This is a genomic window from Bifidobacterium anseris (assembly GCF_002860345.1).
GTDB lineage: Bacteria > Actinomycetota > Actinomycetes > Actinomycetales > Bifidobacteriaceae > Bifidobacterium > Bifidobacterium anseris.
Map to the genome: position 1 here is coordinate 182,787 of NZ_NMYC01000003.1, position 24,555 is coordinate 207,341.

Consider the following 24,555-nt stretch of genomic DNA (forward strand, 5'->3'; position numbering starts at 1 on the left):
TCGATTCTTCTGGTTTCGGTTTGGTTGGTTTATTGTTGCTCAGTACGCGCCGTGCGGATGCACGACGATGCCGATCGTGCGCAGGATGTAGACGACGTCACCAAGGACGCTCCAATCCTGCACGTAGCTCACATCGAGCTGACGGCTTTCCTCTTCGTTCAGGTCGTTACGGCCGGAGACCTGCCACGGACCGGTGATGCCCGGCTTGACCAACAGGCGCGTCGCATAGACCTGATCGTATTCCTCGACTTCGAAGTCACGCTGCGGACGGGGGCCCACGACGCTCATCGAACCCGTGAACACGTCGAAGAACTGCGGCAGCTCATCGAGGCTCGTCTTGCGGATGAAGTTGCCGACCTTCGTGATGCGCGGATCATGCTTGAGCTTGTAGCGTGCGCCCATCTCCTGACCATTCGCTTCGAGCACTTCCTTGAGATGCTTGTCGGCGTCCACACGCATCGAGCGGAACTTGTGGATATAGAACGGCTTGCCATGCAAACCGATGCGTTCCTGCTTGTAGAAGATCGGGCCGCCGTCCTCGATTTTGATCGCCAATGCGACGATGAGCATGATCGGCGACGACAGGATGATCGCGATCGACGAGACGATCAGGTCGAAGATGCGCTTCTTGATGCGCGACGCCGGCGAATACTGCGGCAGGCTGATCGTCATGATGCTCATGCCCTGGATGTTGCGCATCTGCGTCGCGTGCTCGGCGATGTCGAGCGCCGACGTGATCAGCGCGATCTCCAGATTGAGGGCCTCCATCTGCACGGCGAAGGTGCTCAAGTTGTCGGAGAAGCGATCGAGCACATCGGTGACCATGACGGTCTGCGCGCCGGTCTGCGCGATGCGCGCGGCGAGGTCGTCGCCGTAGGTGATTGGCTGGATGAACTCGCCCCAGGCCTCCTCCACCTCGGCCTTGAGCAGATTACGGTCCGGATCTGCCTCGATGAGTCCGGAGACCGGGTTCACGCGAATCGGGCAGACACGAACCGGCTTGTAGTTGAGCTGCTTGCGCTGGTTGAGGAACTTGAGAATCTGTCCGATGCCCTCCGGAGAGCCGACGATAACGGTCGGATAGGCGTATTCGCCCTTGCGGTGGCGCGCCGTCAGGAACATCCTCGCGACCATGCGCACGATCATCTCAACGATCCAGACACACAGGCAGGTCACAGTGACATCGGCCAGCGAAATCGTCGTCTGCATGATGTAGTTGACGGCGCAGATGCTGATCCAGCTGATGCACGTCGCCTTGAGCAGCAGGACATTGAGCTGGTAGCCGTCGGCGAACACATGACGGTGGTAGACGCCGGCAACGCGCGCGCAGAACACCCAGATGATCGCGCATACCGCCGCGTACAGGTACGGATTGATCGTGACGTTCCACTGCAGGCGCGTTGTGAAGACGCGCATCTCTCTGTACATCGCCATGACACCCAGATTCACGCAGAAGAACACCAGCGCGTCGAACACCATGAGCGCAAGGTTCATGACGAATCGCCATTGCAACACCTTGGCGGATTGGCGGTCGACCTGCTGAGCCAGTTGCGCGTCGCTCTGCGTTCCGCTCATCATTCTCCCTCTGATGAAATGACATGGTCATCTGATGCGTAAACGACGTCGCATCACGGCACGGATCACAAGTCCCCGCGCATACGAACATTCATCATAACGCGAACCATGTTCAGGCCGTCCCCGTTGCGCACGCGTCCATACATCCGCGTAGACACCTCCGTTCGTTTCTCGAATAGTGAATAGGGAATGCCCCCTGTCTAATATTGTGTCGAGGTATCTCAACTACGCCGAGCATCCCACAGCATCCATGCGCCCACGTCAAGGCCACCACCGACACGCCTTGCACCGTTGCACGCATGACGACGGATGCCGATTCGAAGGAGGCCACGATGGCAGAACATACGGAATACGTCGAGGATGGGGCCGACGACGTGATCGAGGAGACGACGACCGTCACGCCGGACACGCAGGACGACATCCAGACCGGCGAAATCGACGCCGTCACCACGCAGGACGAAAGCGACGACACAATCGAGGACGACGAGCTGCATCAGTTCGAACGCCGCATCGACGAGATCCTCGCCACCGGCGAACTCGACGAGACGCTGCGCGTCATCGACGAGAAGGGCGTCGCGCAGGTGCTGCCGGTGCTCGACACGGAGCCGATCTCGCATCTGCTCGAGGGCATCGAGGAGATCGGAGGCCGCGCGAACGTCTTCGTGCGCACCGCAGACGGCATCGCCGTGCTCAGCGTCGCCGAATACAGCCCGCAGAATCAGGAGGACGCCGCCTCGTCGGCAGACGACACCCCCACCGGCGAGACGCCGGTCGTCGACGAAGCGCAGGCCTCCGTGACGACTACCGAAGAAGACTGAGTGAAGCAGCGGCCACCGGCGCCGCGATCCCGATAAGAACCTAGGAACGCATGGCAGCACACGGACAACAGGAGCATCCACAGGACGAACGACCCGGCGGCATGCCCGCACCGCACGGCGGACGTCCGTACACGCGCGAAGTGCATCACGAACCAGAGCCGGAGGTGGCCGCACACCGCGGCATAGCCGGCCTGTCCACGGTGCTCACCCGCGAGCGCGCGTACCGTAATGGCCATCTGACGCGTCCTGCGTTCGTCTCGCTTGCGATCCTGACCTTCATCACCTTCGTCGGCAACTTCACCCAGTTGCAGCTGAGCGCTGCGTTGCCGACGCTCGTCGACGACTTCGGCATCTCGGTGACGTTCGGCCAATGGATGACGTCGATCTTCCAGCTGACGATGGGCGTCATGGTGCCGCTGACCGCGTATCTGACGCGGCGTTTCTCCACACGGCAGATCGTCATCACGTCGATGGTCGTGTTCACGGTTGGATCGGTGCTCGCGTGGCTCAGTCCGACCTTCCCGTTCGCGCTGTTCGGGCGTTTCCTTGAGGCGGCCGGCACCGGCGTCATGTGGCCGGTGCTGCAGATCACCGTCTTCTCGATCTTCCCGTTGGACCGGCGCGGCATGGCGATGGGCGTCGTCGGCATGGCGATGGCCGTGGCTCCGGCGATCGGTCCGACACTCGGCGGCCTGCAGACCGATATGAACGGATGGCGTTCGATCTTCCTGACACTCACCGTCATCGGCTGCATCTCGATCGTGCTCGCAGCCTGCGGACTGCATAACTTCGGGGCGTCCGACAAGACGGCGCATGCGGATTTCTTCTCGGTGGGATTGTCGATCATCGGCTTCGGCGCCCTCATGTTCGGCTTCACGAACATCCAGGCCTATCCGCTTGCGGCTCCGGTCGTCTGGCTGCCGATGGTCGTCGGCGTCGCCGGCATCATCTGGTTCGTGCTGCGCCAGATCCATAGCGAGCAGCGTTTCAAGGCCGGCAACGCGAGCCGGCCGGCGCTTCTTGACCTGTCGGTGCTGCGCAACGCGCATTTCTCGGTCGGTACGCTCATCGCGTCGCTGAGCTTCTTCGCGTTCAGCTCACTCGTCGTGCTCATTCCGTTGTACATCCAGAACTGCCGCGGCTACACGGCCACGATCAGCGGTCTCGTCATGCTGCCCGGCGCCATCGCGCAGGCGATCGCCCAGTTCTTCGGCGGCCGCGCGCTCGACCGGTTCGGCGCGCGTCCGGTCGCGATGGCCGGCACGATGCTGCTGTGCCTCGGCACCGTGATGATGAGCATGATCGGCATGCACACCTGGATCTGGTACATCTCGATCTGCCAGTTCATCCGGCAGATCGGCATGGGCTTCGTCATGATGCCGGTCACCACATGGTCGCTCAACTGCCTCAGGCCGGCCGAGGTCTCCGCGGGTTCCGCGGTCACGAACACGGTGCGGCAGATCGCCGGCGCGATCGGCTCGCCGGTCATGATCCTGACGATGTACTCGATCGCCGCGGCGCAGATGTCCTCCGGACGCACCGAGATCGCCGCTAACATCATCGGCATCGAATGGGCGCTACGCATCAGCGCGATCATCAACTTCGTCATGATTCTGCTCGTCGTCTTCGGCGTCAAAGGCGAGGACGCCGGCTCCACCCGCGACGCGGTCCGCCGCGCGCTGCGCCGTGAGAAGGACGGCAAGGCCGTATCCGCATAGCGCAGGAGCCGGCCCCCATGATGCACAGGGAATCCGGCTCCTACTTCCATTTCCTCCGCAGAGGTTGGCTCTTATCAAGAATGATAACCTAACCCTCGGACTGTATCCACCTGCAGTTTGCATGTAAGCAGAACTACTTTGGTCCACCCGCACTTCGCTCAGCAAAGGCGAATGCTTCTCAAATCGATACAATCCGTCAGCTCCGGGAAGTGCATCGTTCCCATATACATATCGCCAACCGCTCCGAGAATTTGGTCCGGGATCCACAAACGCGCATCAGACGTCCCTGGCGCAAAAGTGACACGAAGATTGCTAATCATCTGACGACTACGGAGTCCCATGATGCATTTAAGATCTCGATCATCTTGACTGGCCTCTCTCGATTCAAGTACGACGTCAGTTACACCGTAATCTTGCTCCAACACCTGAAGCAGCATCTCTAAGCATTTTCTACGTGCCCGTTCAGGTTTAATTGTTCCATCTAGCGGCGCAGCTTTTACGATAAGATACTTTAACGGTAATCTCGCTATACTTTGGATAGATTTTTTCTTCTCCGTACGAGTCATTTGCCGCCAGTGCAATTTTTTGACTTTCTTCTTTATTACAGACAGCAAACGACGACGAACGCAATCTTCTTCTATCGCGCATATGCATACCCCTAAGTAATAAACCCCCTCTCTGTCATGCATAAGGTCTTGACTATGCATACTCTCATCGCCCCATGCAGTCATTTGAACCAAACCTTTCATTCTTCCACCTCCTTTTGCCTCCGACGAAGCAAATTCAAAGTATCGTTATCAAATGGTTTTTTAACAGTGTATTCATTTACAACCGCATATCCAGAAGGACTCAGCGCCGCCTCTCTTCTCATTTTCTTTTTACAAAGCACTTCCTTCTCCACCAGTTCCCTCAATCCTCTTTCCGCAGTATCCGGAGACCAGCCATACCAATCTGGCATCCGTTCAGCAGGGAGGACACATGGTTGCTTCTCACCCAAAACCACCAAGAGCATTGCGATTGCGGCAAGACTTAATCTCTGGTCATATCTTTTTCTCCAAAAATCATAAGACAGCCTCACAAAACGCTTTTTTGGCCTAGAATATTGACCCCCAGATCCATCCTGAGACAGCAACTCTACATCCAACTCTTTTCCACCGGATAAACGAGCTTTTTTTATCAAGTTGTAATTCTGCAGCCTATTAAGTATTCTAGATGCGGCATTTTTCCCAACTATTATTTTTTCAGTAGTCTCATAGCATCCAAAAGCACGTGCCCATGCTTGCAAAGGAAGCGAGGTATGCCACTTACCATTTTTATCAGCACTACTAATCGAAGCCGAAATCAATAGATATGCTTTAAGACCTCTCTCGTCGCCATTATGTACAAACTCCGACAAGATACTCTTGCGCTTTTCGCTTCCCCGCGGAAGTTGTATGAACGATTTATCAATAGGGACAAAAGCTCGGCGCGACTTAGACAGTAGCGCTTCAACCGTCTTTCGCCAATCGATCTGTACAGGTTCCGCCATCGCCCGGACCTCCATCACGAACATCATCATTTCCAACGCCCTCAGACTACCAGACAAACCCACTATCATCACACATTCAACTACTTTGATATCATCATCACAGCGGGTATATGTATAGATTTTGTTATATCTGTTTTGAGAGTTCTTATGTTAGTGCTTGCTAGAACGATACGCCACCAACAAATCAGCTCGCGAACTACCACAGGCGCGACAACCATGCTTATGCGCCGCACAAAGAAAACTGAGGCATTTCACCGCCTGTTCATGAGGAAAACGCAACTTGAGCAGAATTCTCCGCGGTTGCCCCTCCAAACCGTTCTGAACTACGTCAGCATTGCCTCTATCGCCTGCTCTTGCCCCTTCTTCTTAAAAAGTCTCATCGAATATCTCAGAAGTCCGCTACGCCTTGCCCATCGCCGTGAGGACGATGAGCACCAGGTTGAGCAGCACGATCACGGCGCATACGGCGAGGCAGATGATGTGCTTGACCGTGCCGTCGGCGTATTTGCCCATGATCGCGCGGTCGTGCGTGTAGCGCATCAGCGGGATGATCGCGAAGGGGATGCCGATTGAAAGCACCACCTGACCGATGATCAGCGCCTCGGTCGGATTGTTCGCGAAGGCGAGCACGACGAGCGCCGGCACAAGCGTCACGATGCGGCACGCCCACATCGGCACCTTCACCCGCAGCAGCCCCTTCATGATCTCGGAGCCCGCATAAGTGCCAACCGACGTGGAGGACAGCGAGGACGCGAGCAGCCCGATCGAGAAGATCGTGCCGACGGCTGGTCCGAGCACCTGCGTGATCGCATGCTGCGCGCCTTCGATCGTGTCGGTGCCGCCCATGCCATGCAATGAATTCGCCGCGATGACGAGCAGTGCGATGTTCACGCTGCCGGCGATCGCGAGCGCCCACACGACGTCGATGCGGCTGCCATGCATCATCTCGGGCACGCTCGGCCGGTCGACGCCTGTACCGAAGTGGTCGTTCACGAGCGTCGAATGCAGATAGATCGCATGCGGCATGACCGTCGCGCCGAGCATCGACGCGGCCATCAGCACCGAGGCGCCATCCGAGAAGCGCGGCACGAGTCCTTCGGCCACCGCAAGGGGGTTCGGCGGATCCATGAACAGTCCGGCGATGAAACCGAAGGTGATGACGAGCAGCAGTCCGATGACGAGCCGCTCGAAGATCTTGTGCGTTTCGCCGCCTTGGAGGAACAGCAGCAATGTGGAGACGGCGCCGATGATGCAGCCGCCGAGCAGCATCGGTATGCCGAACAGCAGGTTGAGCGCGATCGCGCCGCCGATCACCTCGGCCAGATCGGTGGCGATCGCGATCACCTCGGCCTGCATGAAGAACAGGAAGCGCCCCGCGGCGCCCATGCGCTCGCCGAGGATCTGCGGCAGGCTTTTGCCGGTCACGACGCCGAGCTTCGCCGCCTGATACTGGATGAGCACGCTCATGCAGTTCGCGACGACGAGCACCCAGACGAGCATGTATCCGTATTTCGCGCCGGAGGTGAGGTTCGCGGCGACGTTGCCGGGGTCGACGTAGGCGACGGCTGCGACGAAGGCCGGCCCGAGCATGCTGGCGAGCGCATGCGTCGCCTTCTCCGGCCTGCCTTCGTCCTTGCGTGCGATGGCGATGTCCTGCGCGGCTTCCGCGTCGAGTCCGAGCGTATCGATGTCCACCGGCTCCTGCACGCCGGCCGCTGTATCGCACACTATGCCGTCCGCCGTGCCATCCGGTTTTGTTTTGCTTCGCCGTGCCATCGCCGCTCCTCGTCGCCTCGTCCTATCAAGCAGTCCTAGAGGGCCAACATAACGAATCGACGTCTGTTCGCGGCTCGCTCAATCGTCGTCGTCATTCCTCGGGCACCGCCTGCCCGGGGCAGCTGTGCAGCACGGCGAGCATCGCGCGTTTCTCCTGTGTGGTGACCGTCAGTCCGTACTTGTCCTTGACACCGATCTGCCGCGCGACGTATGCGCAGCGGTACCCGCTGTTCTCCGGCAGCCAGTAGGCGGCCGAGGCCGAGGATTTCTCCTGGTTCGCCGCGCCGTCCACGGCGATGAGGTTGTACATGTCGTTGCCGAATTCGTAGCGTTTCTTCGCGCTCCAGGCGCTCGCACCCGACTGCCAGGCGTTCTGCAATGCCACGACATGGTCTATCTGCACGGCGGCGCTCGTGTCCTTGCCACGTCGGAAACGGATCTCGTCGCCGGTGTACGGGTCTTCGAGGACGCCCGATTGGACCTTGCAGCCGCCGCGTTTCGTGTAACGCACGTCGTCGAGATCGCGGCCCAGCACGTCGTCGCGCACGTCACAGCCGTTGCCGTCGGCGTCGGTCTGCCGGTAGCCGAATTTCTCGCGGTCGTAGCCGCGCGACGACGGATGGTCGTCGACGGTGAGCGAGGCGAGCGTCTGCGCGGCCGTGCCCGTCGCACGGTATCTGCCGGTCATCTCGGCGAACCTCGGGCTGACTCGCGGCAGCACAAGTCCGATCGTCACCCCGATGACGACGAGGATGACGAGCAGGATGAGCATACGTTCGAACAGGCCGGCGCCGTTGAGGTACTTGCGGCCGAAATGCTGGGAGCGTCTGCGTGTCATGCCATTACGTCTACGCGTTCCCGTCCCCGAACGCAAATCGCCGGCCCCGCCATCGCCGCGCGGCCATCAACGTCCTTGGTATTCGGCGGCGAGCGCGTCGAGGCGTGTACGGAACCGAGGCCAGTCGGTGCGCATCGCCGTGAGCAGCCTGTGGTCGGGGACCTCGTCGATCGCGACCCATTCGATCTCCATGCTTTCGTCGTCGTTCGCCTTCGGATGCACGGCATGCCCCGGTTTCTCGAACGCGAACACCGTCGTGTAGGACCATGGCCCGTGGTCCTCGCAGTAGGAGCCGACGACCTCGATGTCCTCCGGCGTGATGTTCGCCTCCTCGTTGGCCTCACGCAGCGCGCCTTCGAGCGTCGACTCGCCGTCGGCGATCGCGCCGCCGGGGATGCCCCACGTGCCGCCTTCGGCGCTCCATTCGGCGCGGTGCTGCATGACGATGTGCGTGACGTTGCCGGTTGCCGCGTCGCGGCGCGCGAGCAGCACCCCGGCGGCGCCGTTGGTCCCCCAATGCCGCCTTCCGCATGCGCATTCGACCCAGCCGTCGCCCGGCTGGTGCACGTTCGTCTTCGGAGCTTTCGCCGAGGATTCCTGGAACCGTTCGTCGCGCGACACGTTCCACAGGTCGGTCCATTCGATGCCCATGCGTTCGACGAGTTCGCGCGCCAGCGGCAAGCTCAGGCCGATGATGCCGCTCGGCGCCCCGGTGATCGAATCGATGAACGCGCCGCCGAGACCGTCCAGAGTGAATGAGCCGGCCACCTCGAGAGGCTCGCCGGAGGCGATGTAACGGTCGATCATCGTCTCGGTGAACTCGCAGAACGTCAGCGTCGCCATGCTCGCCGCGGTCTCCATGCGCCCCGTCGCGAAATCGATCAACGTGTGCCCGGTCCACAGTTCGCCGCTCGCGCCGCTCATCGCCCGCAGGCGTTCGCGCGCGACCGCCGCGGTGTGCGGCTTGCCGTACGCGTGGCCGTCGAGCAGGAACATCGAGTCGCAGCCGAGGATAAGCGGACCGACCTTGCGGTCAGAAAGACCGCCGGTCGTATCGATCGGCTCGCATTCGGTCGGGATGACGACGCCGGAGAAATCGCGCGTCTGCGCCGAAGCAATGGCTTCGGCCGTGTATTCGGCGGCCGGCGACCCCGCATCGGTCACCATCTGCTCCGCGGCCACTTCGAGCGGACGGCCGATGACGCGTTCGCCAGTGGCCTCCGAGGCCGTGCGTACGACGTTGCGGTAGATCTCATAGACGGCCATCGCCTTCGCACGGGACAACGTGCACACCTTATCGGCGATCGGCAGCTCGTCCACGCTCACGCCCTGTTCCCGCGCCCTGCGCTCAATCACGGCGTCCTCGTCGACATGCGACACGCGGATCGTCGGGCAGATGCCGGCGTTGAACAACACATCACGACGCGGCTGGGACTTGGAGGCAAGAATCAACGGAATGCTCATGCAGTCCACCTTACTGCACGTGTCATATCGGAGGCAGAGCCACATGCATGCTGCGCCGTCGATATGGTTCGGCAAGATGAGCACGAGAGATTTCCAGAGATTCCTGAAAAGAAGAAGGGCAGTTAATGACCGCACAGAACGACGTTGTCACGAAGGGGCGGCACAGCACCGCCAAACGCAAGCAACGCAACTCCAGTATCGAACTGCTGAGGATCATCTCCATGCTGATGATTCTTTCCCATCATTTCATATGGCATAACGGAAGCCCTCTCTCCGACTTCCCGCTGACACCCGGCAGAGAAGTATTCTCTTTCTTCTTCCTCAGCGGCGGCAAGATAGGTGTGATCACCTTCTTCTCCATCTCCACCTGGTTCCTCATCAGCTCGGAGCAATCCGTCAAGCAAAACTTCAAGCGCATCTGGCTCATGGAACGCGAACTGCTGTTCTGGAGCATCACGTTGCTCGCGGTATTCCTGGTCGCGAAGAGGTCCGCGGTCTCTTCCTCCACGCTGATCTCCAGCGTCTTCCCGGTGATCACCAATCTGTGGTGGTACGCGACCGCATATGCCATGTTCCTTGCCATACTGCCATTCCTGCAGTACGCACTGTTGGCCATGGGGAGCAAACGCCATTGCCAGCTGGCGCTGTTGCTGCTGCTTACGCTCGGGCCGCTGAGCATGATACCGATGTCCATATTCAGCCTCTTCACCATCAATGTGTTCGGCTTCATCTACATCTTCATCGTGCTGTCCTGCTACAAGCTGTACCTGAAGAAAATGAATACCAAGCAGCTCTGGACGCTGCTCGGAGCGGGCGTGGCGATCGGAGTCATCGGCTATCTCGTGAAGTATGGCGCGATGCTCTCCACCAGTGGCTCCGTGCAGGCCACCATCAGCAACAAATACACGCCGTTCAGCGATTTCTCGTTGCCGACGCTCATGATCGGCATCCCGATCTTCCTGCTGTTCGATCGCATGCATTTCTACAACAGACCCATCAATTTCATCGCTAAATCCGCCTTCGCCATCTACCTGATCACCGAATACCCACCCATGCGCAGTCTGCTGTGGTCCACGTGGTTCAACCTCAAGGACATCTACGGCAAGCCCTTCATGTTGCTGCACGTCATCGGCGTATTACTCGGCGTGTATGTGGCCTGCACGTTGTGCGACTTTGTACGCCGCGGCCTGTTCGCCATCACCGTGGATCGCCATCCAGGCCGTTGGTTCGAAGCACTATGGAACGCCGTCGCCCGCTGGCACTGGGTGCAGTCGCTACCAAAGCTGATGTTGGTTCCCTCTACGTCCGGTACCGCAACTTCCCCTACAACCGCGCAACACGAGTAGCCGCATCTCCGGCATCGTCGTGGGGCCGCATCACCGATGCGGCCCCACGACCACACACATTCCTGCATATTCCTACGAATCTCCACATACCTCTTTCATTTCTGGGTCGCCTTCTTCCTGCATAAACCGCCCTCGTCCTGCATAAATCGATATTTCCGTCATAACTTCGCTATATGCAACGGGGGCCTCGCTTCACTCACACGAACTCGAGAATCCATGAGAAGATATGGCGCATTGTGAGCGATTCCTGCACTCATTTTGTATGTACTTGCGCGTTTTTCACTGCAATCAATCCACTCACGACTCACTCACCCACGACATTTCGCGCATATCTCAATATTGCATCCAAAATACTGAGATATGAATCCCTGCACTTCGTACCTGCCCCGACCATGAGTTCCCACTCACCTTGTGCTCATCCATTCTTCCCTGCGCGCCGCGGATCCGCGATCCGCGCATAGGTCAGTCGTGTGATCTGCGGCGGCCTGCCGGTGTGCTGCGCAATCACGCACATGATGCGCATCGCGAGACGATCCATTGCCTCCTCGGAATTTAAATCATCCTGCGTCACCTCGATTACTCGCCAGCCCAACGCGGCCAACGCGCCAAGCTTGTCGCGGTCACGTCGGTACTGCCTATAGTCCGAACGATGCTGATCCCCTTGGTATTCCAGCCCGACGCGATACCGCTCGAGCGCAAGGTCCACCGTCTGCTCCACGCGTGAATCGTATGCGGCGCCCGGCACCGCGAAGTTGATCTCGAACTCCGGCAGTCCACGTAATTCCAGCCGCACCCGCAGTTCGGTCTCCTTGACCGATGCGCTGCCCGGTTTCGCGATCGCGAGCGCAACCCGACACCGATGCTTGCCGTGGAAACGCCGCGCCTCCACGAATGCGCGCAGTTCGTCGAGCGTCGCCAACCCGTAGCGTTCCATCGACTCTGCAATCTGGATGAGCTGCAGCATCGTCGCATCCATCGCGACCGACGACCATGCGGCCGCCGGCTTGAGGCAGCATATGCCGTTCGCGAGCATCTGCACGCAATCATCGGCCAGCCCGTTCCACACATGCATGCGCACACCCGGCAACGCGCGCCGTTCGGACGCCGTACGGACGACGACGTGCAGCGCATCCGCATTCGACCGCCGTTTCGATTGCCGTCCCGGTTTGCACGGCACCGCATTGTCCCACGCGTTGCCCGGCCCCGCCAGATCTTCGGGCGTCTCCACCCCGAGCAATCTCAACGCCGTCGATTTGCAGTACGCGTATGGAAGATCGGCGTCCCTACAGCGACGCATCATCTGCGACGTGCGCTCCCGCAGATTGGCGCGCAGCATCGGATACGACCGCTGATTCCCGTATCCGCGCTGTACAAGACCTTCATCCACCGGCGAATCCATGGGCACGGCGTCCCATGGATATCCGTCATCCGCATATTCCCCGTTGGCACCGAATATGGTGACTCCCATCCTCTCTCCTTCCAGCAACCCCACCATCACGGATTGCACAATCCGTGCGCGTGAATCCGCTCACCGTACGTCCGGATATTCTTCACCTGCAAAACCATTTATGACTTCTGTGGAAATGTGGATTCACATGCCAACCTCTACCCCCACATGTGCACAACGTTGTGGATACGTGCATAACCCAAAAGATGTCCTGTATTCCCGACGTATGCGTTCATGTGCCGGCGCGGCATGCATACCGGCTCCATCGATACGCACATTTGCGGACATGGCGCATGCCAATCATGCCAATTCCTCGCAAAATCAATGATTTCCGATCATTCCCTTTGCATTCAGATCATCTCTCCCTCACCCGTCAGTGCATAACTCGATATTTCAACCGAAATATCGAGTTATGCACTTGTGCACCATGCATGCACCCGCACGCCCAGCTGCGCAGCACCCATGCACCTGTTCATCTGCTGAACACCGCCCCTGACCCATGCACATTCATGTGCTATTTCTCGAGAGAGGCCGCGCGCCAGCGCACGCCGAAGAGGATTCCCACGCCGTAGTCCGCGCACATCCGCGCACCTTCGACGGCGTACCATGCATCTACAACCCAAGAAGGTCATCGATGGAAACCACGAGAAACGAACTCAACAAGAATCTCGCCCAGATGCTCAAGGGCGGCGTCATCATGGACGTCACGACGCCCGAGCAGGCGCGCATTGCCGAGGACGCGGGCGCTTGCGCCGTCATGGCGCTTGAGCGCATCCCTGCTGACATCCGCGCGGCCGGCGGCGTGAGCCGCATGAGCGATCCCGCGATGATCAAGGGCATTCAGGAGGCCGTCTCAATTCCCGTCATGGCGAAGGTGCGCATCGGCCACATCGCCGAGGCACGCATCCTGCAGGCCATCGAGATCGACTACATCGACGAGTCCGAGGTCCTCTCCCCCGCCGACGACGTCTACCACATCGACAAGAACGAGTTCGCCGTCCCCTTCGTCTGCGGCGCGAAGAACCTCGGCGAGGCGTTGCGCCGCATCGAGGAGGGCGCCTCGATGATCCGCACGAAGGGCGAGCCGGGCACCGGCGACGTCATCCAGGCCGTCCGCCATATGCGCACGATGAACAAGCAGATCCGCGAGCTCGTCTCGCTGCGCGACGACGAGGTCTACGAGTTCGCCAAGCAGCTCGCCGTGCCGTATGAGCTCGCGAAGTTCGTGCATGACAACGGCCGTCTGCCGGTCGTCAACTTCGCCGCCGGCGGCGTCGCGACCCCGGCGGACGCCGCGCTGATGATGGAGCTCGGCGCTGAGGGCGTCTTCGTCGGCTCCGGCATCTTCAAGTCCGGCGATCCGGCGAAGCGCGCCGCCGCGATCGTGCAGGCGACCGCGAACTGGCAGGACGCCGATCTGCTCGCCCGCCTGTCCGAGAACCTCGGCGAGGCGATGGTGGGCATCAACGAGGACGAGATCGAAATGATCATGGCCGCCCGCGGCGAGTGACGGGCGTCCTCCATGGTTGTTGACGTTTCCTACATCTCCAAAGAGCATTCCGACGGCGTCGAGGGCGTGGCGCATGGCGTCACCGGCATCCTCGCCGTACAGGGCGCTTTCGCCGAACACGCCGCGATGCTCGATCGTCTCGGCGCGCCGTGGAAGCTGCTGCGCGCGGCCGAGGATTTCAACGATTCGATCGACCGCGTCATCCTCCCCGGCGGCGAAAGCACGACGCAAGGCAAGCTGCTGCGTTCCACCGGCCTGTTCGACCCGATCGCCGCGCATATCGCGGCCGGCAAGCCGACCTTCGGCACCTGCGCCGGCATGATCCTGCTCGCCGAACGGCTCGACAACGATCCGAACGTCTATTTCGGCGTGCTCGACGCGACCGTCCGTCGTAACGCGTACGGCCGTCAGCTCGGGTCGTTCGCCACGACCGAGGATGTGCAGACCTTCGCCGCCAATGGCGATCCCAACGGTGTCATCAGCGATTTCCCGCTTGTGTTCATCCGCGGCCCCTTCGTGGCCGAGGTGGGTCCGAAGGCCCATGTCATGGCGAGCACCGGCGGCAACGCCGTCGCGCTGCAGCAGGGCAACATCCTCGCGACCGCCTTCCACCCGGAAATCACCGACGATACCCGCATCCACGAGTATTTCCTGAGTCTGTGATTGCAGCCAATACCGGTGAGGGCGGCCCGTGCGATGCACGGGCCGCCCTCATAACGTCCTATCCGCACTCGGACAAATCACGAGTTCACAGATTGTCACGCACTGCGGTCACCACATCGTAGTTGACGTCGTGAATGCGTTCATCTGCAAGCATTTCCGCAATGGTCATCCACTTGCATCGATGACCACCGACCTCGAATTCTCCGTCCAACTCCCAATGCTCAGGAAGCGTCTGCACATCACCCGAGTAGATGCGGTAGAGGTAGTGTCGTTCCTCGTCGTGCTCAGTGGAGTATTTCGTGCTTTCCTCGGTACCGCGCATAGCGAGGTCGCAATCCCGCATGGGGATCTTGAACTCGACGTTCAAATAGTTCCCCAGATCACGCTCATCATCCTGAATGTTTGGGGTGGAATGGCGATTTGGGAAGAACCAACAATCCCAGCCGGAATCGTAATACAGCAGATACTTATTCGAGTCAGGAACGCCGGGCTGTCTAATCGCGACGATGGAACTACTGATCATCTTCATTCCGGCTATCTCCTTATACAAAATCTCAACGGTGAAACGGTGCCTTACATGCTCCACTATTTCATATGCCCCATATCCCGTAACCAACAGACCGAAGCCAAGCATCATCCATTTACAGATTGCGTTAGACACTGCCCATGCCGCGGGGATATAGAACACACCTGTGATGAAGATGAGGATTGAGTCCCAAAGGGGACGCACACCGATTTGCGTACGATGCTTATCAAGTACTGCACGCAAATCGCTCTCTCGAATCATCAACATCATGCGTCACCATCTTACACAGGCTCTTCCGGCCTATGCGGAGCGCGCATTAAAGTCGTCCTCACATCACGCGCACTTCGTCGGCGATCTTCATCGTTGATTCCCGGTGCGAGACGAGCACGACGGCGGCGCCGCTCTCCTCGACCAAGCCGTTGATCGACTGCAGGATGTACGCCTCGTTGAGCGAATCGAGCCGGCTCGTCGGTTCATCGAACAGATAGAGCCGCGCATCGCGCAGGAACATCCTCGCCAGGCCGATGCGTTGGCGTTCACCTTCTGAAAGCCGGCCGCCGAGTTCGCCGACCGGCGTCTCGACGCCTTGCGGCAGGCTTTCGACGAGCCGCAGCACCGATGCCTTGTGCAACGCCTCGCGGATTTCGCCATCGCTCGCCTCCGGCGCCGCAATCCGCAGATTGTCGGCGATCGTGCCGTCGAACAGATACGTCTCCTGGCTCATCATCGTCTGCAGCCTGCGCCGCGCATGCGCGTCGACAGTCGGCAGCGTGTCCCCGGAAAACGTGACGACGCCCGATTGCGGATCCCAGTAGCGCATCAGCAGCTTGAGCATCGTCGACTTGCCACGCCCGCTCGGTCCCTGCAGACCGAGGATGCCAGACACCGGCACGTCGAACGTCACGTCGTCAAGCACCGGCGTACCGTCGCCGTAAGCGAAGGTCACATCATCCATCCGCATGCCGTCGTACTGCGGCGCGAGCGTGCCATATTCGACGACCGCAGGCGTCTCATCCATCAGCGCGAACAGACGCCGCGCCGACGCGAAGGTCTGCGTCAGGCTCGCCGGCAACGCGCTCAATGCGAGCGTCGGTCCGAACGAACTGACGACGAGCACGAGCGCCGTCACCGCGGCAGCCATATCGGCGGTCGTCGTCAGCGCCAATGCGAGCGTCAGGAACGCCGCGGCCGCCGAGACGAGCACGATGATGACATGATCGAGTCCGCCGTAGGTCGCGTTGCGCGCGCTGAGCTCGACGCGCTGCGCCCACAGCGCACGCGAACTGCGCTCGATCCGAGACAGCCGCGCTTCGCCCTGGCCGAAGCGGATGATCTGTTCCAGACCGTGCATGTCGTCGAGCACCATGTCGTCCAACCTGGCCGATTCCTTGCGGATACGGCCGCCGACGCCGTGCAGCGCCCCGGCGAACAGCTTCGGCACGACGACGCCGATGAGCAGATGCGCCACGACGAGCAGCAACGCGAACCACGGACTGAGGAACAGCAGCGCGACCGTGTAGATGAGCGTCGTGGAGATTGCGATGACGGTTGGCGAGATCGTATGCGCGAAGAAGATCTCAAGCAGCTCCACGTCGGTCGTGACCATCGAGACGAGGTCGCCCTTGCCTTTGCCGGCGAGCTTCGCCGGCGCGAGCCTGCGCAGCGCCGCGAACATCTTCGCGCGGAACAACGCGAGCAATCGGAACGCCAGATTGTGGTTCATGTACTGTTCGCAGTAGCGCATCGCGCCGCGGATGAGCGCGCAGACGATCATCAATGCGAGCGCCCACCCGGCCCCCATCCCCCACACCGGCCTGCCGAAGGCCGCGAACAGCGCCATCGTGCCGAATACCGGCAGGAAGGTCGCGGCGACGTGCCCGAGCGTGCCGAAGACGCAGGCAACGATCATCATCGGCCGCAGGGAGCCGACCTGACCGAGCAACCGCCCGAGGAGCCGCATCGTCGACACCTCCTCGTGCGGCGCGTCCTTCTTGGCCGCCTGCGTCGTCACCGCGAGGTCGTCGGGACTGTCGGCTTCCGCAGCGCGCGACTGCGGTGTCGGATTTTGCGCATACCGGATGCCGGCGTGTGCCCTGCGTTTGCCGACCTGTTCGACGTCCTGCTGCGCCCGGAACATCGTCGCATACACGCCGTCGGCGGCGATGGCGTCGGCGAGACGATGCGTGATGAGCAGCACCGTCTTATGCGCCGCGAGCTTGTGCACCGTCTCCATGATGAGCCGTTCGCTGTCCGCATCCACCGAACTCGTCGCCTCGTCGAAGATCATGATCGGCGTGTCGCGCAGCAATGCGCGCGCCACGGCGACGCGCTGGCGCTGGCCGCCGGAGAGGTTCGCCGCGTCCTGTTCGATCCGCATGTCCAATCCGTCGGGTTGCGCGTCGATGAAGTCGAGGATGTGGGCGTCGGCGAGCGCGCACCGCAGTTCCTCGTCGGTCGCGTCCGGCTTCGCCATCAGCAGGTTGTCGCGCAGCGTGCCGGCGAACAGATGGCTGCGGGCGCCGACGATCGAGACGGCGCGCATCAGCGCGTCCTCGCTGCAGTCGCGCAGCTCGACCGTCGCGCCGCCGTCGACGAACCGCAGCGAGCCCGTATATCCTTCGAGTTCCCCGGCGACGAGCGCCGCCAACGTCGATTTCCCCGATCCCGACTCGCCGACGATCGCCGTCAGCGAGCGCGCCGGCACCGTCAGCGTGACGTCATGCAACGCCGGCTTGGCGTCGTCCTCGCCGTACGTGAATCCGAGCGATTCGGCGTGCACGCCGAGATCGGCGCCGGCAGGCAGCGTTTGCGTGCCGTATTGCGGTCCGGGTACGTCGAGCAGCGCGAAGATGCGTTTGCTGGAGGTCATGCCGTTCATCGCGACGTGGAAGTACGAGCCGAGCTGGCGCAGCGGCAGGAAGAAGTCGACGGCCATCAGGATGACGAAAAGGACGCCGGACAGGCCGAGCAACGGATCGGCGAGGCGCGGCTCCGAGACAAGCAGGTCGCCGAAGGCCTGATTGCCGCCGTGCATGAACTGCCAGACGGCCACGAAGATGCCGGCCGCGGCGCCACCGTAGGCGACGACGTCCATAGCCGTCAGCGAGCGCAGCTGGATCTGCAGCACCCGCATCGTCATGACGCGGAACTCCTCAGCCTCACGGTTCATTCTCTCGGCCGCGCGTTCGTCCGCGTCGAAGGTCTTGAGCGTCTCAAGCCCCTGCAGGTCGTCAAGGAACACGGCGCCCATATCCGTGTATTTGCCCCAGTATTTGCGGAAGGTCTTCGCCGTGCGCATCGCGATGAGGCCGACGATGATGACGATGAGCGGCGCGCAGACGAGCAATGTGACGGCGGTCGGCATGTTGATCGGCGCGATGACGGCGAACAACGTCAGCGGCGCGAGGATCGCGAAGCCGAGCTGCGGCAGGAACGATTCGAAGAAGCTCTGCACCTGGTCGACGCCTTCGCCGGTGAGCTGCACGACGTCCGACGTGCGCGTGTGCTGCGCGTACGACGGGCCGAGCGACAGCATCTTCCTGTACAGCGCCGAGCGCAGGCCGAGCTTGACGCGCTCCGCGGCCAGGGTGCCGAGCTTCGTCGTGAACCTATGCGCGACGAAGCGCACGGCGGCGATGACGAGGAACACGACGATCGACGGCCAGAACTCCGTGACGTCCGCCGCAAACGCAAGATTGTCGCCGGCGTAGCGGACGAGCGGCGCGACGACGCCGACGATGCTCGCCGCGAGCGCGATGTCCGCGAGCAGCCCGATCCACAGGAAGACAATCTTGCCTATGACGAGTTTCCTGACTCCCGGTACGAGCGTGAAAAGCCGCTTGTCGACCATCGTTCCTCCTGAGCTTCGATTGTTCGTTCCTCGGCGCGCGATGCGAGACCATTCGTCAATCTAGCAGCATCGCGCCGCGCTGAACAGAGGCGCTGTGCGACTTTTTCGTGACGCCGGGCACGTTCCGGGCGCCGCAGATCACTTGTCCATTCACACAAAGTGGTTCTCGCGATTCTTGTTTCTTCGTACAATGCCGCGCCGCGTGCATGCCGGTTACGATGGCGTAGCTTACGCGAACGTTTTCAGGACAGGACCCTCCATGCTTACCGAATACACGACGCCCGGCGCGGCGCTCACCGTCTCCGATTCCGCAACCGTCTACTCGATGCTCACCGACCGCATCGCCACGACCGGCCCCGACCTTCCGCTCGCGGAATATAAGAACGCTGCCGGCGCATGGGCGACGATGACGACCGGCGATTTCAATGCTCGCGTCCGTGCGATCGCGAAGGGGCTGATCCAGTTCGGCATCGCGAAGGGTGACGCCGTCACGATCTTCTCGGCGACGCGCATCGAATGGGGACTGTTGGATTTCGCACTCGCCGCGATCGGCGCCGTGACGGTGCCGATCTACGACACCGATTCCGCCGCGCAGGCGCAGCGCATCCTCAACGACGCCGACGTGAAGCTCGCGGTCGCCGACAACCAGCAGCGTTTCGACGCGCTCGACTCGGTGATCGACTCCTGCCCGACGCTCGAACGCATCCTGATGCTCGACGCGAAGGCGCTCGAGGCGCTCGAAGGCATCGGCGTCATGATCTCCGATGAGGAGCTCGACGAACATATCGCCGCTGTACGCGCCGACGATCTGGCGACGATCGTCTACACGTCGGGATCCACCGGCACGCCGAAGGGCGTCGAGCTGACGCATAGGAACTTCACGAGCATCACGCGTTCGGCACAGCAGTGCATGCCGAAGGTCATCGAAGGCGAGGCGCGGCTGCTGCTGTTCCTGCCGCTCGCGCATTGCTTCGCGCGCATGATCCAGTACTTCACGATCGCCTCCGACGAAGGCGTCGTCGGTTATCTGGGAGACACGAAGACGCTGCCCAAGGACATGCAGGTCTTCCAGCCGACCTTCGTGCTCGCCGTGCCGCGCGTGTTCGAGAAGGTGTACAACGCGGCATCGCGCAAGGCCGGCACCGGTTGGAAAGGCCGCATGTTCCTCAAAGCGGCGGATGCGGCGATCGATTGGTCGAAGATGGAACAGGACGGCGTCAAGCCGACGCTCAGGCAGCGCGCCGAACATGCGAAGTACGAGACGACCGTCTACCGCACGATCCGCTCGGCCTTCGGTCCCCGGATCAAGTATCTCGCATCGGGCGGCGCGCCGATCAGCGACGACCTGCTGCATTTCTTCAACGGCATCGGCATTCCGATGATCCAAGGCTACGGCATGACCGAAACGGCGGCCCCGTTCGCGTTCACACGCGTCGAGGATCTCGCGATCGGTTCGGTCGGCCAGCCGGTGCCCGGCTCGTCGGTGCGCATCTCCCCGGACGGCGAGCTCGAAGTGCGCGGGCAGAACGTGTTCCGCGGCTACCACAACCTTCCCGAGAAGACGGCCGAAGCGCTCACCGAAGATGGATGGCTGCGCACCGGCGATCTCGCGCGGATCGACGACGAAGGCCACATCACGATCACCGGCCGCGCGAAGGACATCATCATCACCGCGGGCGGCAAGAACGTCTCCCCGATTCCGATGGAACAGCAGATCAGCACATGCCCGATCGTCGAACACGCCGTCGTCATCGGCGACGGACGTCCATTCGTCTCCGCCCTCGTCACGCTCGACCCGGAAGGCGTGGCGAGCTGGCTGCCGACGCAGAAGCTGTCCGCCGATCTGACGATCGACGAAGTCGCCGCGCTGCCTGAGACGGCCGCCGAGATCCAGCGCTACGTCGACCTTGCGAACGCCGACGTCTCACGCGCCGAATCGGTAAGGAAGTTCGCTGTGCTCCCCGTCCAGCTCACCCAGGACAACGGCTGCCTGACACCCTCGCTCAAAGTCGTGCGGCCCAAGGTGAACGAGGCGTTCAAGGAGGTCATCGATGGGGATGTGTATGCGGGGAAGCGGTGAGGTCATTTAGGCGGCGCGGGAAGACGCGATTTAGACAAGTATTTGCCCACGTTCTTAGACAGTGGGTACAGTTGACGCATTGCTGCATTCTGCACCATCTCGCAGATTGCGGGGACAGCGCTCGGAAGAGACTCATCCTGGGCTTTCGCGATGCATTCTGCCCTAAAGCATCCGAAAAGTGGCATGAACTGCTTATCCGTGAGGACATATTGCGCTATAGTACCCATTGGATCTCAAGCTAAAAGGTGATGGCACAGATGAAATTCCCTTCTCCGCTCGACGCAATCTGTCCTTCAACAAATGGCGCGTCCGCTCAGGAAGTTTCTTGATGTTCCCCGGCGTGAGCATGGCGCGAAATAGCTGCACATGTGCAATTCCGGCGCAAGCGCACACACATTCATTTTCATAAGCATATACACAAATCGACTTACTACCGTCTTCATGGATATCAATGAACGACACAGTGAAATCTATTTCATGCTTGATAGGAAGTGCCATTACCCTCCTCGATGTTCCCCAAACCATCTCCCCTCACCAGTATTAGCGAAGAAGTAATAGTGAGTTTAAACATAGAACTCTCCACAAGTAAAAGCATACACCTAAAAGCATTGAAACCACAACGTTTTATCGGTGTGTCGCCCCATATAGTGACAGCGTGCACGAATGCAATTCACATTCCTAGACTTTATCAAGATTCAAACTATCTTTTCGGATATAGACCATATGCTATTCCGGACTCAAGTATTCCGCTTCGTTTGCCTCGGCGCTAGTTGTATTTCGTCAAATTAACGTCCACGCCACGGACAGGCGATTACCGGCCGATCCTGATATCCGGATTGGCCGGTAGTCTTATCCATGACCGATTTCGGTCTGCTGACTGGCGCTATAGCCCGAAAGGACACCGCATGCATGTACTGTTCGTATGCACCGGCAACATCTGCCGCTCGCCGATGGGCGAACTCATGTTCCCACTGTTCTTTCATGACGATTCGATTGTGACGGACAGCGCCGGAGTGCAGGGGCTCATCGGTAGCCCGATCGACCCGTCGAGCGCACGGCTCATGCAGATGGACGGTATCGATACATCAGCGTTCCGCTCCAAGCGACTTACGCCACAGCTCGCGATGGGCAGCGACCTCGTCCTGTGTTTCACCGAACGTCAGCGCCAGAAGATCGTCGAACTCGCGCCACGCATGCGCAGCCGCACGTTCCTGCTGACCGACTTCGCTGACCTGTGCGGCTACTGTGCGCACAATGACCTGATCGAAGGCGACACGCTCGAGGACCGTCTCGATTCGGTGCTCGCGAACGCGTCTCTCGTACGTCCGATGCTGCCGCCTGCGCATGACATCGACGACCCATACCGCAAGGAGTTCCCCGCCTTCGAAACCGCTCACCAGCAAATCGGCGAAGCCTTCGCGACGATCGCCGCCGCGCTCGAACCGGCCAAAGGCGCGCACGCGATCTGACCGATCAGCGCGTACGCAATGTATCGGCGATCTTTCGGATAATCGCCGAGTCCACGCGCTCGTCGAACTTGCGTGCGAACAACTGCGGCGACGCCATCAGCTCGTCGTAATCCTGCGACCGGAACACATAGGGGGCGCCGCGTTCCCAATCAATGAGCCTGAGATTGTCGCCATGGCCATCGCCGTTCGGGTCGTACAAATTGCCCGCGAACGGCGAGTTGAGCACCATCGTCTGGATGAACAGCTCGTCCGAACAGTAGCTTGATCGGAACGTGCGTTCCACCAGCGGCTCCTGTTCCGTCAGATAGCGGCCGAATTCAGCCGTGATGCTGAACCATTGGCTTCCTTTGCCGATCTCCTTGAGCCCCGAACCTTTGAGCCGGTCCACATGCAGCAGTTTCTGCGCCTTGCTCAACACCCGCGTGGGCAGATCGTCCTTCCTGCCCGTGCGCTCCTGCCAAGGATGATGGAGGGCGATACGCTCCTTAATGGCATCCATGCGCCCGCCATTGGCGTTGCGGTAGACGAAGGCGATGAACTCCTTGCCGTCATGCTCCTGCAGGAACCGGCATATCTCATCGTTGGTCTTGATCGGCAGGTCCGCGCCGGACAGCAGATGCAGATAACCATATGGTTCACCGGATTCCAGTGCCGCCCGGATGAGTCTCATCTCGCAGCGCACCTGGCTGTAGCCTCCCCATGCCACCGGAATCGGTTCCACAATCGTGAGTTTGGATCTGCGCACATATCGTCTCAGGTCGGGAACCTCGGTACGCGAGGTCTTCGCATCGATATGCAGATACAGGTCGTTGCGGTCATCGTCGAGCAAGCGCAGCAACGTGCCGAGCTGGTCGAAGTTGGTGTAGGCCATGATGAGATACGCATGTCGCATGAATACGATCCCCGTTCATCCCAGATGATTGAAGGTCCACCGTGCCGGAGCAAAGGCGCCGCGGTACAGCATGAGCTTGAGATACCCCTTGGGGTTCAACCCATGGTGCACTCCGGCGGCGCGTAGATGTGCGCGGTAGCGCCGATAGTTCGCGCGCACTTCCTCAAGCGGCATCGTTCCGGCCGACACCATGATCTTCTCATTGATGTAGAACACCGTGCCGACCGTCTCCCGGTACAGGTGCACCGGTTCCACATGTGCCAGACCCCGGCAGGCTCCGATCGCATACTCGTGCACCGTCCAGATGTCATTGAGCTTGCCTTGTGAGATCTTCGTCTGCAGACTGCCGGTGCGGGCCATGCGATAACAGTACAGCGGCGCATGCACGACGGCTATCCGGTTCGACGCGCAGATCGCATCGGTGACGGCGGGATAATCCGAGCAGGTGCGCAGCTGCGGGATCGTCATCGACTCCATAGTGGTCCGCGTGAACATCTTTCCCCAGAGCTCCGGCCGCACCGCATGGTCGTCGTCCACGAAGAAGCGGTCGCAGAGCCTGGAGGCGGCCTCCCGGCATCCAATGACCTCTTCGGACATGCTGTCCTGTACAGATAGGGATGGCTCGTCGCCGTCCTCGAAGTTCTGTGCGCGGCATACGGCCATGTCCGCGTCATGCTCCGTCAACGCCCGCACGAGACGTTCCAGATACGTGGCATCCAGCAGATCGTCCGGATCGGCGAAGGTGATGAATGTTCCCCTCGCCTTGGCGAGCGCGGACCGACGCGCTCCTGCGACACCTTGGTTCTCGGCACGGAACAGGCGGATGCGAGAATCCTCGGCGGCCGCCTGCTCACAAATCGCGGCCGTATCGTCACCGGATCCGTCATCCCATGCCACGATCTCGTAATCACCGTAGCTTTGCCGTGCCATACTTGTGAGAAAATCAGGGAGATACCGCGCCACGTCATGCATCGGCACAATGACCGAAACCGTAGGATTTCCACCCTTCTGCATCCGTTTACCTTCCTTCTAGCTGTCGCTTAATCAGTTTATCA

General features: G+C 60.6%; 18 protein-coding genes. 7 read left to right on the plus strand and 11 right to left on the minus strand.

Annotated features, from left to right (window positions below; genetic code table 11):
• Nucleotides 1-39: 39 nt before the first annotated feature.
• Entirely contained in the window at nt 40-1,575 is a 1,536-nt protein-coding gene (locus CGZ88_RS05000; protein ID WP_101671262.1) for a sugar transferase, read from the minus strand.
• Nucleotides 1,576-1,907: 332 nt separating this feature from the next.
• Here CGZ88_RS05000 and CGZ88_RS05005 point away from each other — a divergent pair, with 332 nt between their 5' ends.
• Nucleotides 1,908-2,393, plus strand: a complete 486-nt coding sequence (locus CGZ88_RS05005; RefSeq protein WP_423734411.1) for a hypothetical protein — start codon at nt 1,908-1,910, stop codon at nt 2,391-2,393.
• A gap of 101 nt (nt 2,394-2,494) precedes the next feature.
• Nucleotides 2,495-4,111, plus strand: a complete 1,617-nt coding sequence (locus CGZ88_RS05010) for an MDR family MFS transporter (RefSeq protein ID WP_423734413.1) — start codon at nt 2,495-2,497, stop codon at nt 4,109-4,111.
• A gap of 158 nt (nt 4,112-4,269) precedes the next feature.
• On the opposite strand, the gene CGZ88_RS08875 is transcribed toward CGZ88_RS05010, so the two are convergent.
• The 5 genes from CGZ88_RS08875 to CGZ88_RS05035 form a co-directional block, all read right to left on the minus strand.
• Complete coding sequence (locus CGZ88_RS08875) at nt 4,270-4,860, minus strand: hypothetical protein (RefSeq protein WP_133120898.1); 591 nt, start codon at nt 4,858-4,860, stop codon at nt 4,270-4,272.
• Complete coding sequence (locus tag CGZ88_RS05020) at nt 4,857-5,639, minus strand: hypothetical protein (protein ID WP_101671301.1); 783 nt, start codon at nt 5,637-5,639, stop codon at nt 4,857-4,859. The genes CGZ88_RS08875 and CGZ88_RS05020 overlap by 4 nt, the downstream gene beginning before the upstream one ends.
• A 399-nt stretch (nt 5,640-6,038) precedes the next feature.
• Nucleotides 6,039-7,229 carry an Nramp family divalent metal transporter gene (locus CGZ88_RS05025; protein WP_243390083.1) on the minus strand — a complete coding sequence of 397 codons (1,191 nt, stop codon included), beginning with the start codon at nt 7,227-7,229 and terminating at the stop codon, nt 6,039-6,041.
• Nucleotides 7,230-7,506: 277 nt separating this feature from the next.
• Nucleotides 7,507-8,253, minus strand: coding sequence for an HNH endonuclease family protein (locus CGZ88_RS05030; RefSeq protein WP_101671266.1), 747 nt, complete (start codon nt 8,251-8,253; stop codon nt 7,507-7,509).
• 66 nt (nt 8,254-8,319) lie between these two features.
• Entirely contained in the window at nt 8,320-9,717 is a 1,398-nt protein-coding gene (locus CGZ88_RS05035) for a Maf family protein (protein ID WP_101671267.1), read from the minus strand.
• 125 nt (nt 9,718-9,842) lie between these two features.
• Here CGZ88_RS05035 and CGZ88_RS05040 point away from each other — a divergent pair, with 125 nt between their 5' ends.
• Nucleotides 9,843-11,063: an acyltransferase family protein gene (locus CGZ88_RS05040; protein WP_101671268.1), complete on the plus strand. Its 1,221-nt coding sequence runs from the start codon at nt 9,843-9,845 to the stop codon at nt 11,061-11,063.
• A 415-nt stretch (nt 11,064-11,478) separates the two neighbouring features.
• Here CGZ88_RS05040 and CGZ88_RS05045 read toward each other — a convergent pair whose 3' ends face one another.
• Nucleotides 11,479-12,531 carry a hypothetical protein gene (locus CGZ88_RS05045; protein ID WP_101671269.1) on the minus strand — a complete coding sequence of 351 codons (1,053 nt, stop codon included), beginning with the start codon at nt 12,529-12,531 and terminating at the stop codon, nt 11,479-11,481.
• 613 nt (nt 12,532-13,144) lie between these two features.
• On the opposite strand from CGZ88_RS05045, the gene pdxS reads away from it, so the two are divergent.
• Both pdxS and pdxT read left to right on the plus strand, forming a co-directional pair.
• Entirely contained in the window at nt 13,145-14,020 is an 876-nt protein-coding gene (pdxS, locus tag CGZ88_RS05050; RefSeq protein WP_101671270.1) for a pyridoxal 5'-phosphate synthase lyase subunit PdxS, read from the plus strand.
• Nucleotides 14,021-14,032: 12 nt separating this feature from the next.
• Nucleotides 14,033-14,683, plus strand: coding sequence for a pyridoxal 5'-phosphate synthase glutaminase subunit PdxT (gene pdxT / locus CGZ88_RS05055; protein ID WP_101671271.1), 651 nt, complete (start codon nt 14,033-14,035; stop codon nt 14,681-14,683).
• Between the two features lie 85 nt (nt 14,684-14,768).
• Here pdxT and CGZ88_RS05060 read toward each other — a convergent pair whose 3' ends face one another.
• Nucleotides 14,769-15,479 (minus strand): hypothetical protein, encoded by a 711-nt coding sequence (locus CGZ88_RS05060; RefSeq protein ID WP_101671272.1) that lies wholly within the window; start codon nt 15,477-15,479, stop codon nt 14,769-14,771.
• Nucleotides 15,480-15,537: 58 nt separating this feature from the next.
• The gene (locus CGZ88_RS05065) at nt 15,538-19,059 is read right to left on the minus strand and encodes a thiol reductant ABC exporter subunit CydD/CydC (RefSeq protein ID WP_101671273.1); all 3,522 of its coding nucleotides are present in this window, start codon (nt 19,057-19,059) and stop codon (nt 15,538-15,540) included.
• Nucleotides 19,060-19,318: 259 nt separating this feature from the next.
• Between CGZ88_RS05065 and CGZ88_RS05070 the strand changes: the two genes are divergently transcribed.
• On the plus strand, nt 19,319-21,139 hold the full coding sequence (locus tag CGZ88_RS05070; protein ID WP_101671274.1) for an AMP-dependent synthetase/ligase: 1,821 nt from the start codon (nt 19,319-19,321) through the stop codon (nt 21,137-21,139).
• A 905-nt stretch (nt 21,140-22,044) separates the two neighbouring features.
• Entirely contained in the window at nt 22,045-22,608 is a 564-nt protein-coding gene (locus tag CGZ88_RS05075) for an arsenate reductase/protein-tyrosine-phosphatase family protein (protein ID WP_101671275.1), read from the plus strand.
• A gap of 4 nt (nt 22,609-22,612) precedes the next feature.
• On the opposite strand, the gene CGZ88_RS05080 is transcribed toward CGZ88_RS05075, so the two are convergent.
• A complete protein-coding gene (locus tag CGZ88_RS05080) occupies nt 22,613-23,500 on the minus strand; it encodes a beta-1,6-N-acetylglucosaminyltransferase (RefSeq protein WP_101671276.1) in 888 nt (295 codons plus the stop codon).
• 15 nt (nt 23,501-23,515) lie between these two features.
• Nucleotides 23,516-24,514, minus strand: coding sequence for a glycosyltransferase family 2 protein (locus tag CGZ88_RS05085; RefSeq protein WP_101671277.1), 999 nt, complete (start codon nt 24,512-24,514; stop codon nt 23,516-23,518).
• Between the last annotated feature and the right edge of the window lie 41 nt (nt 24,515-24,555).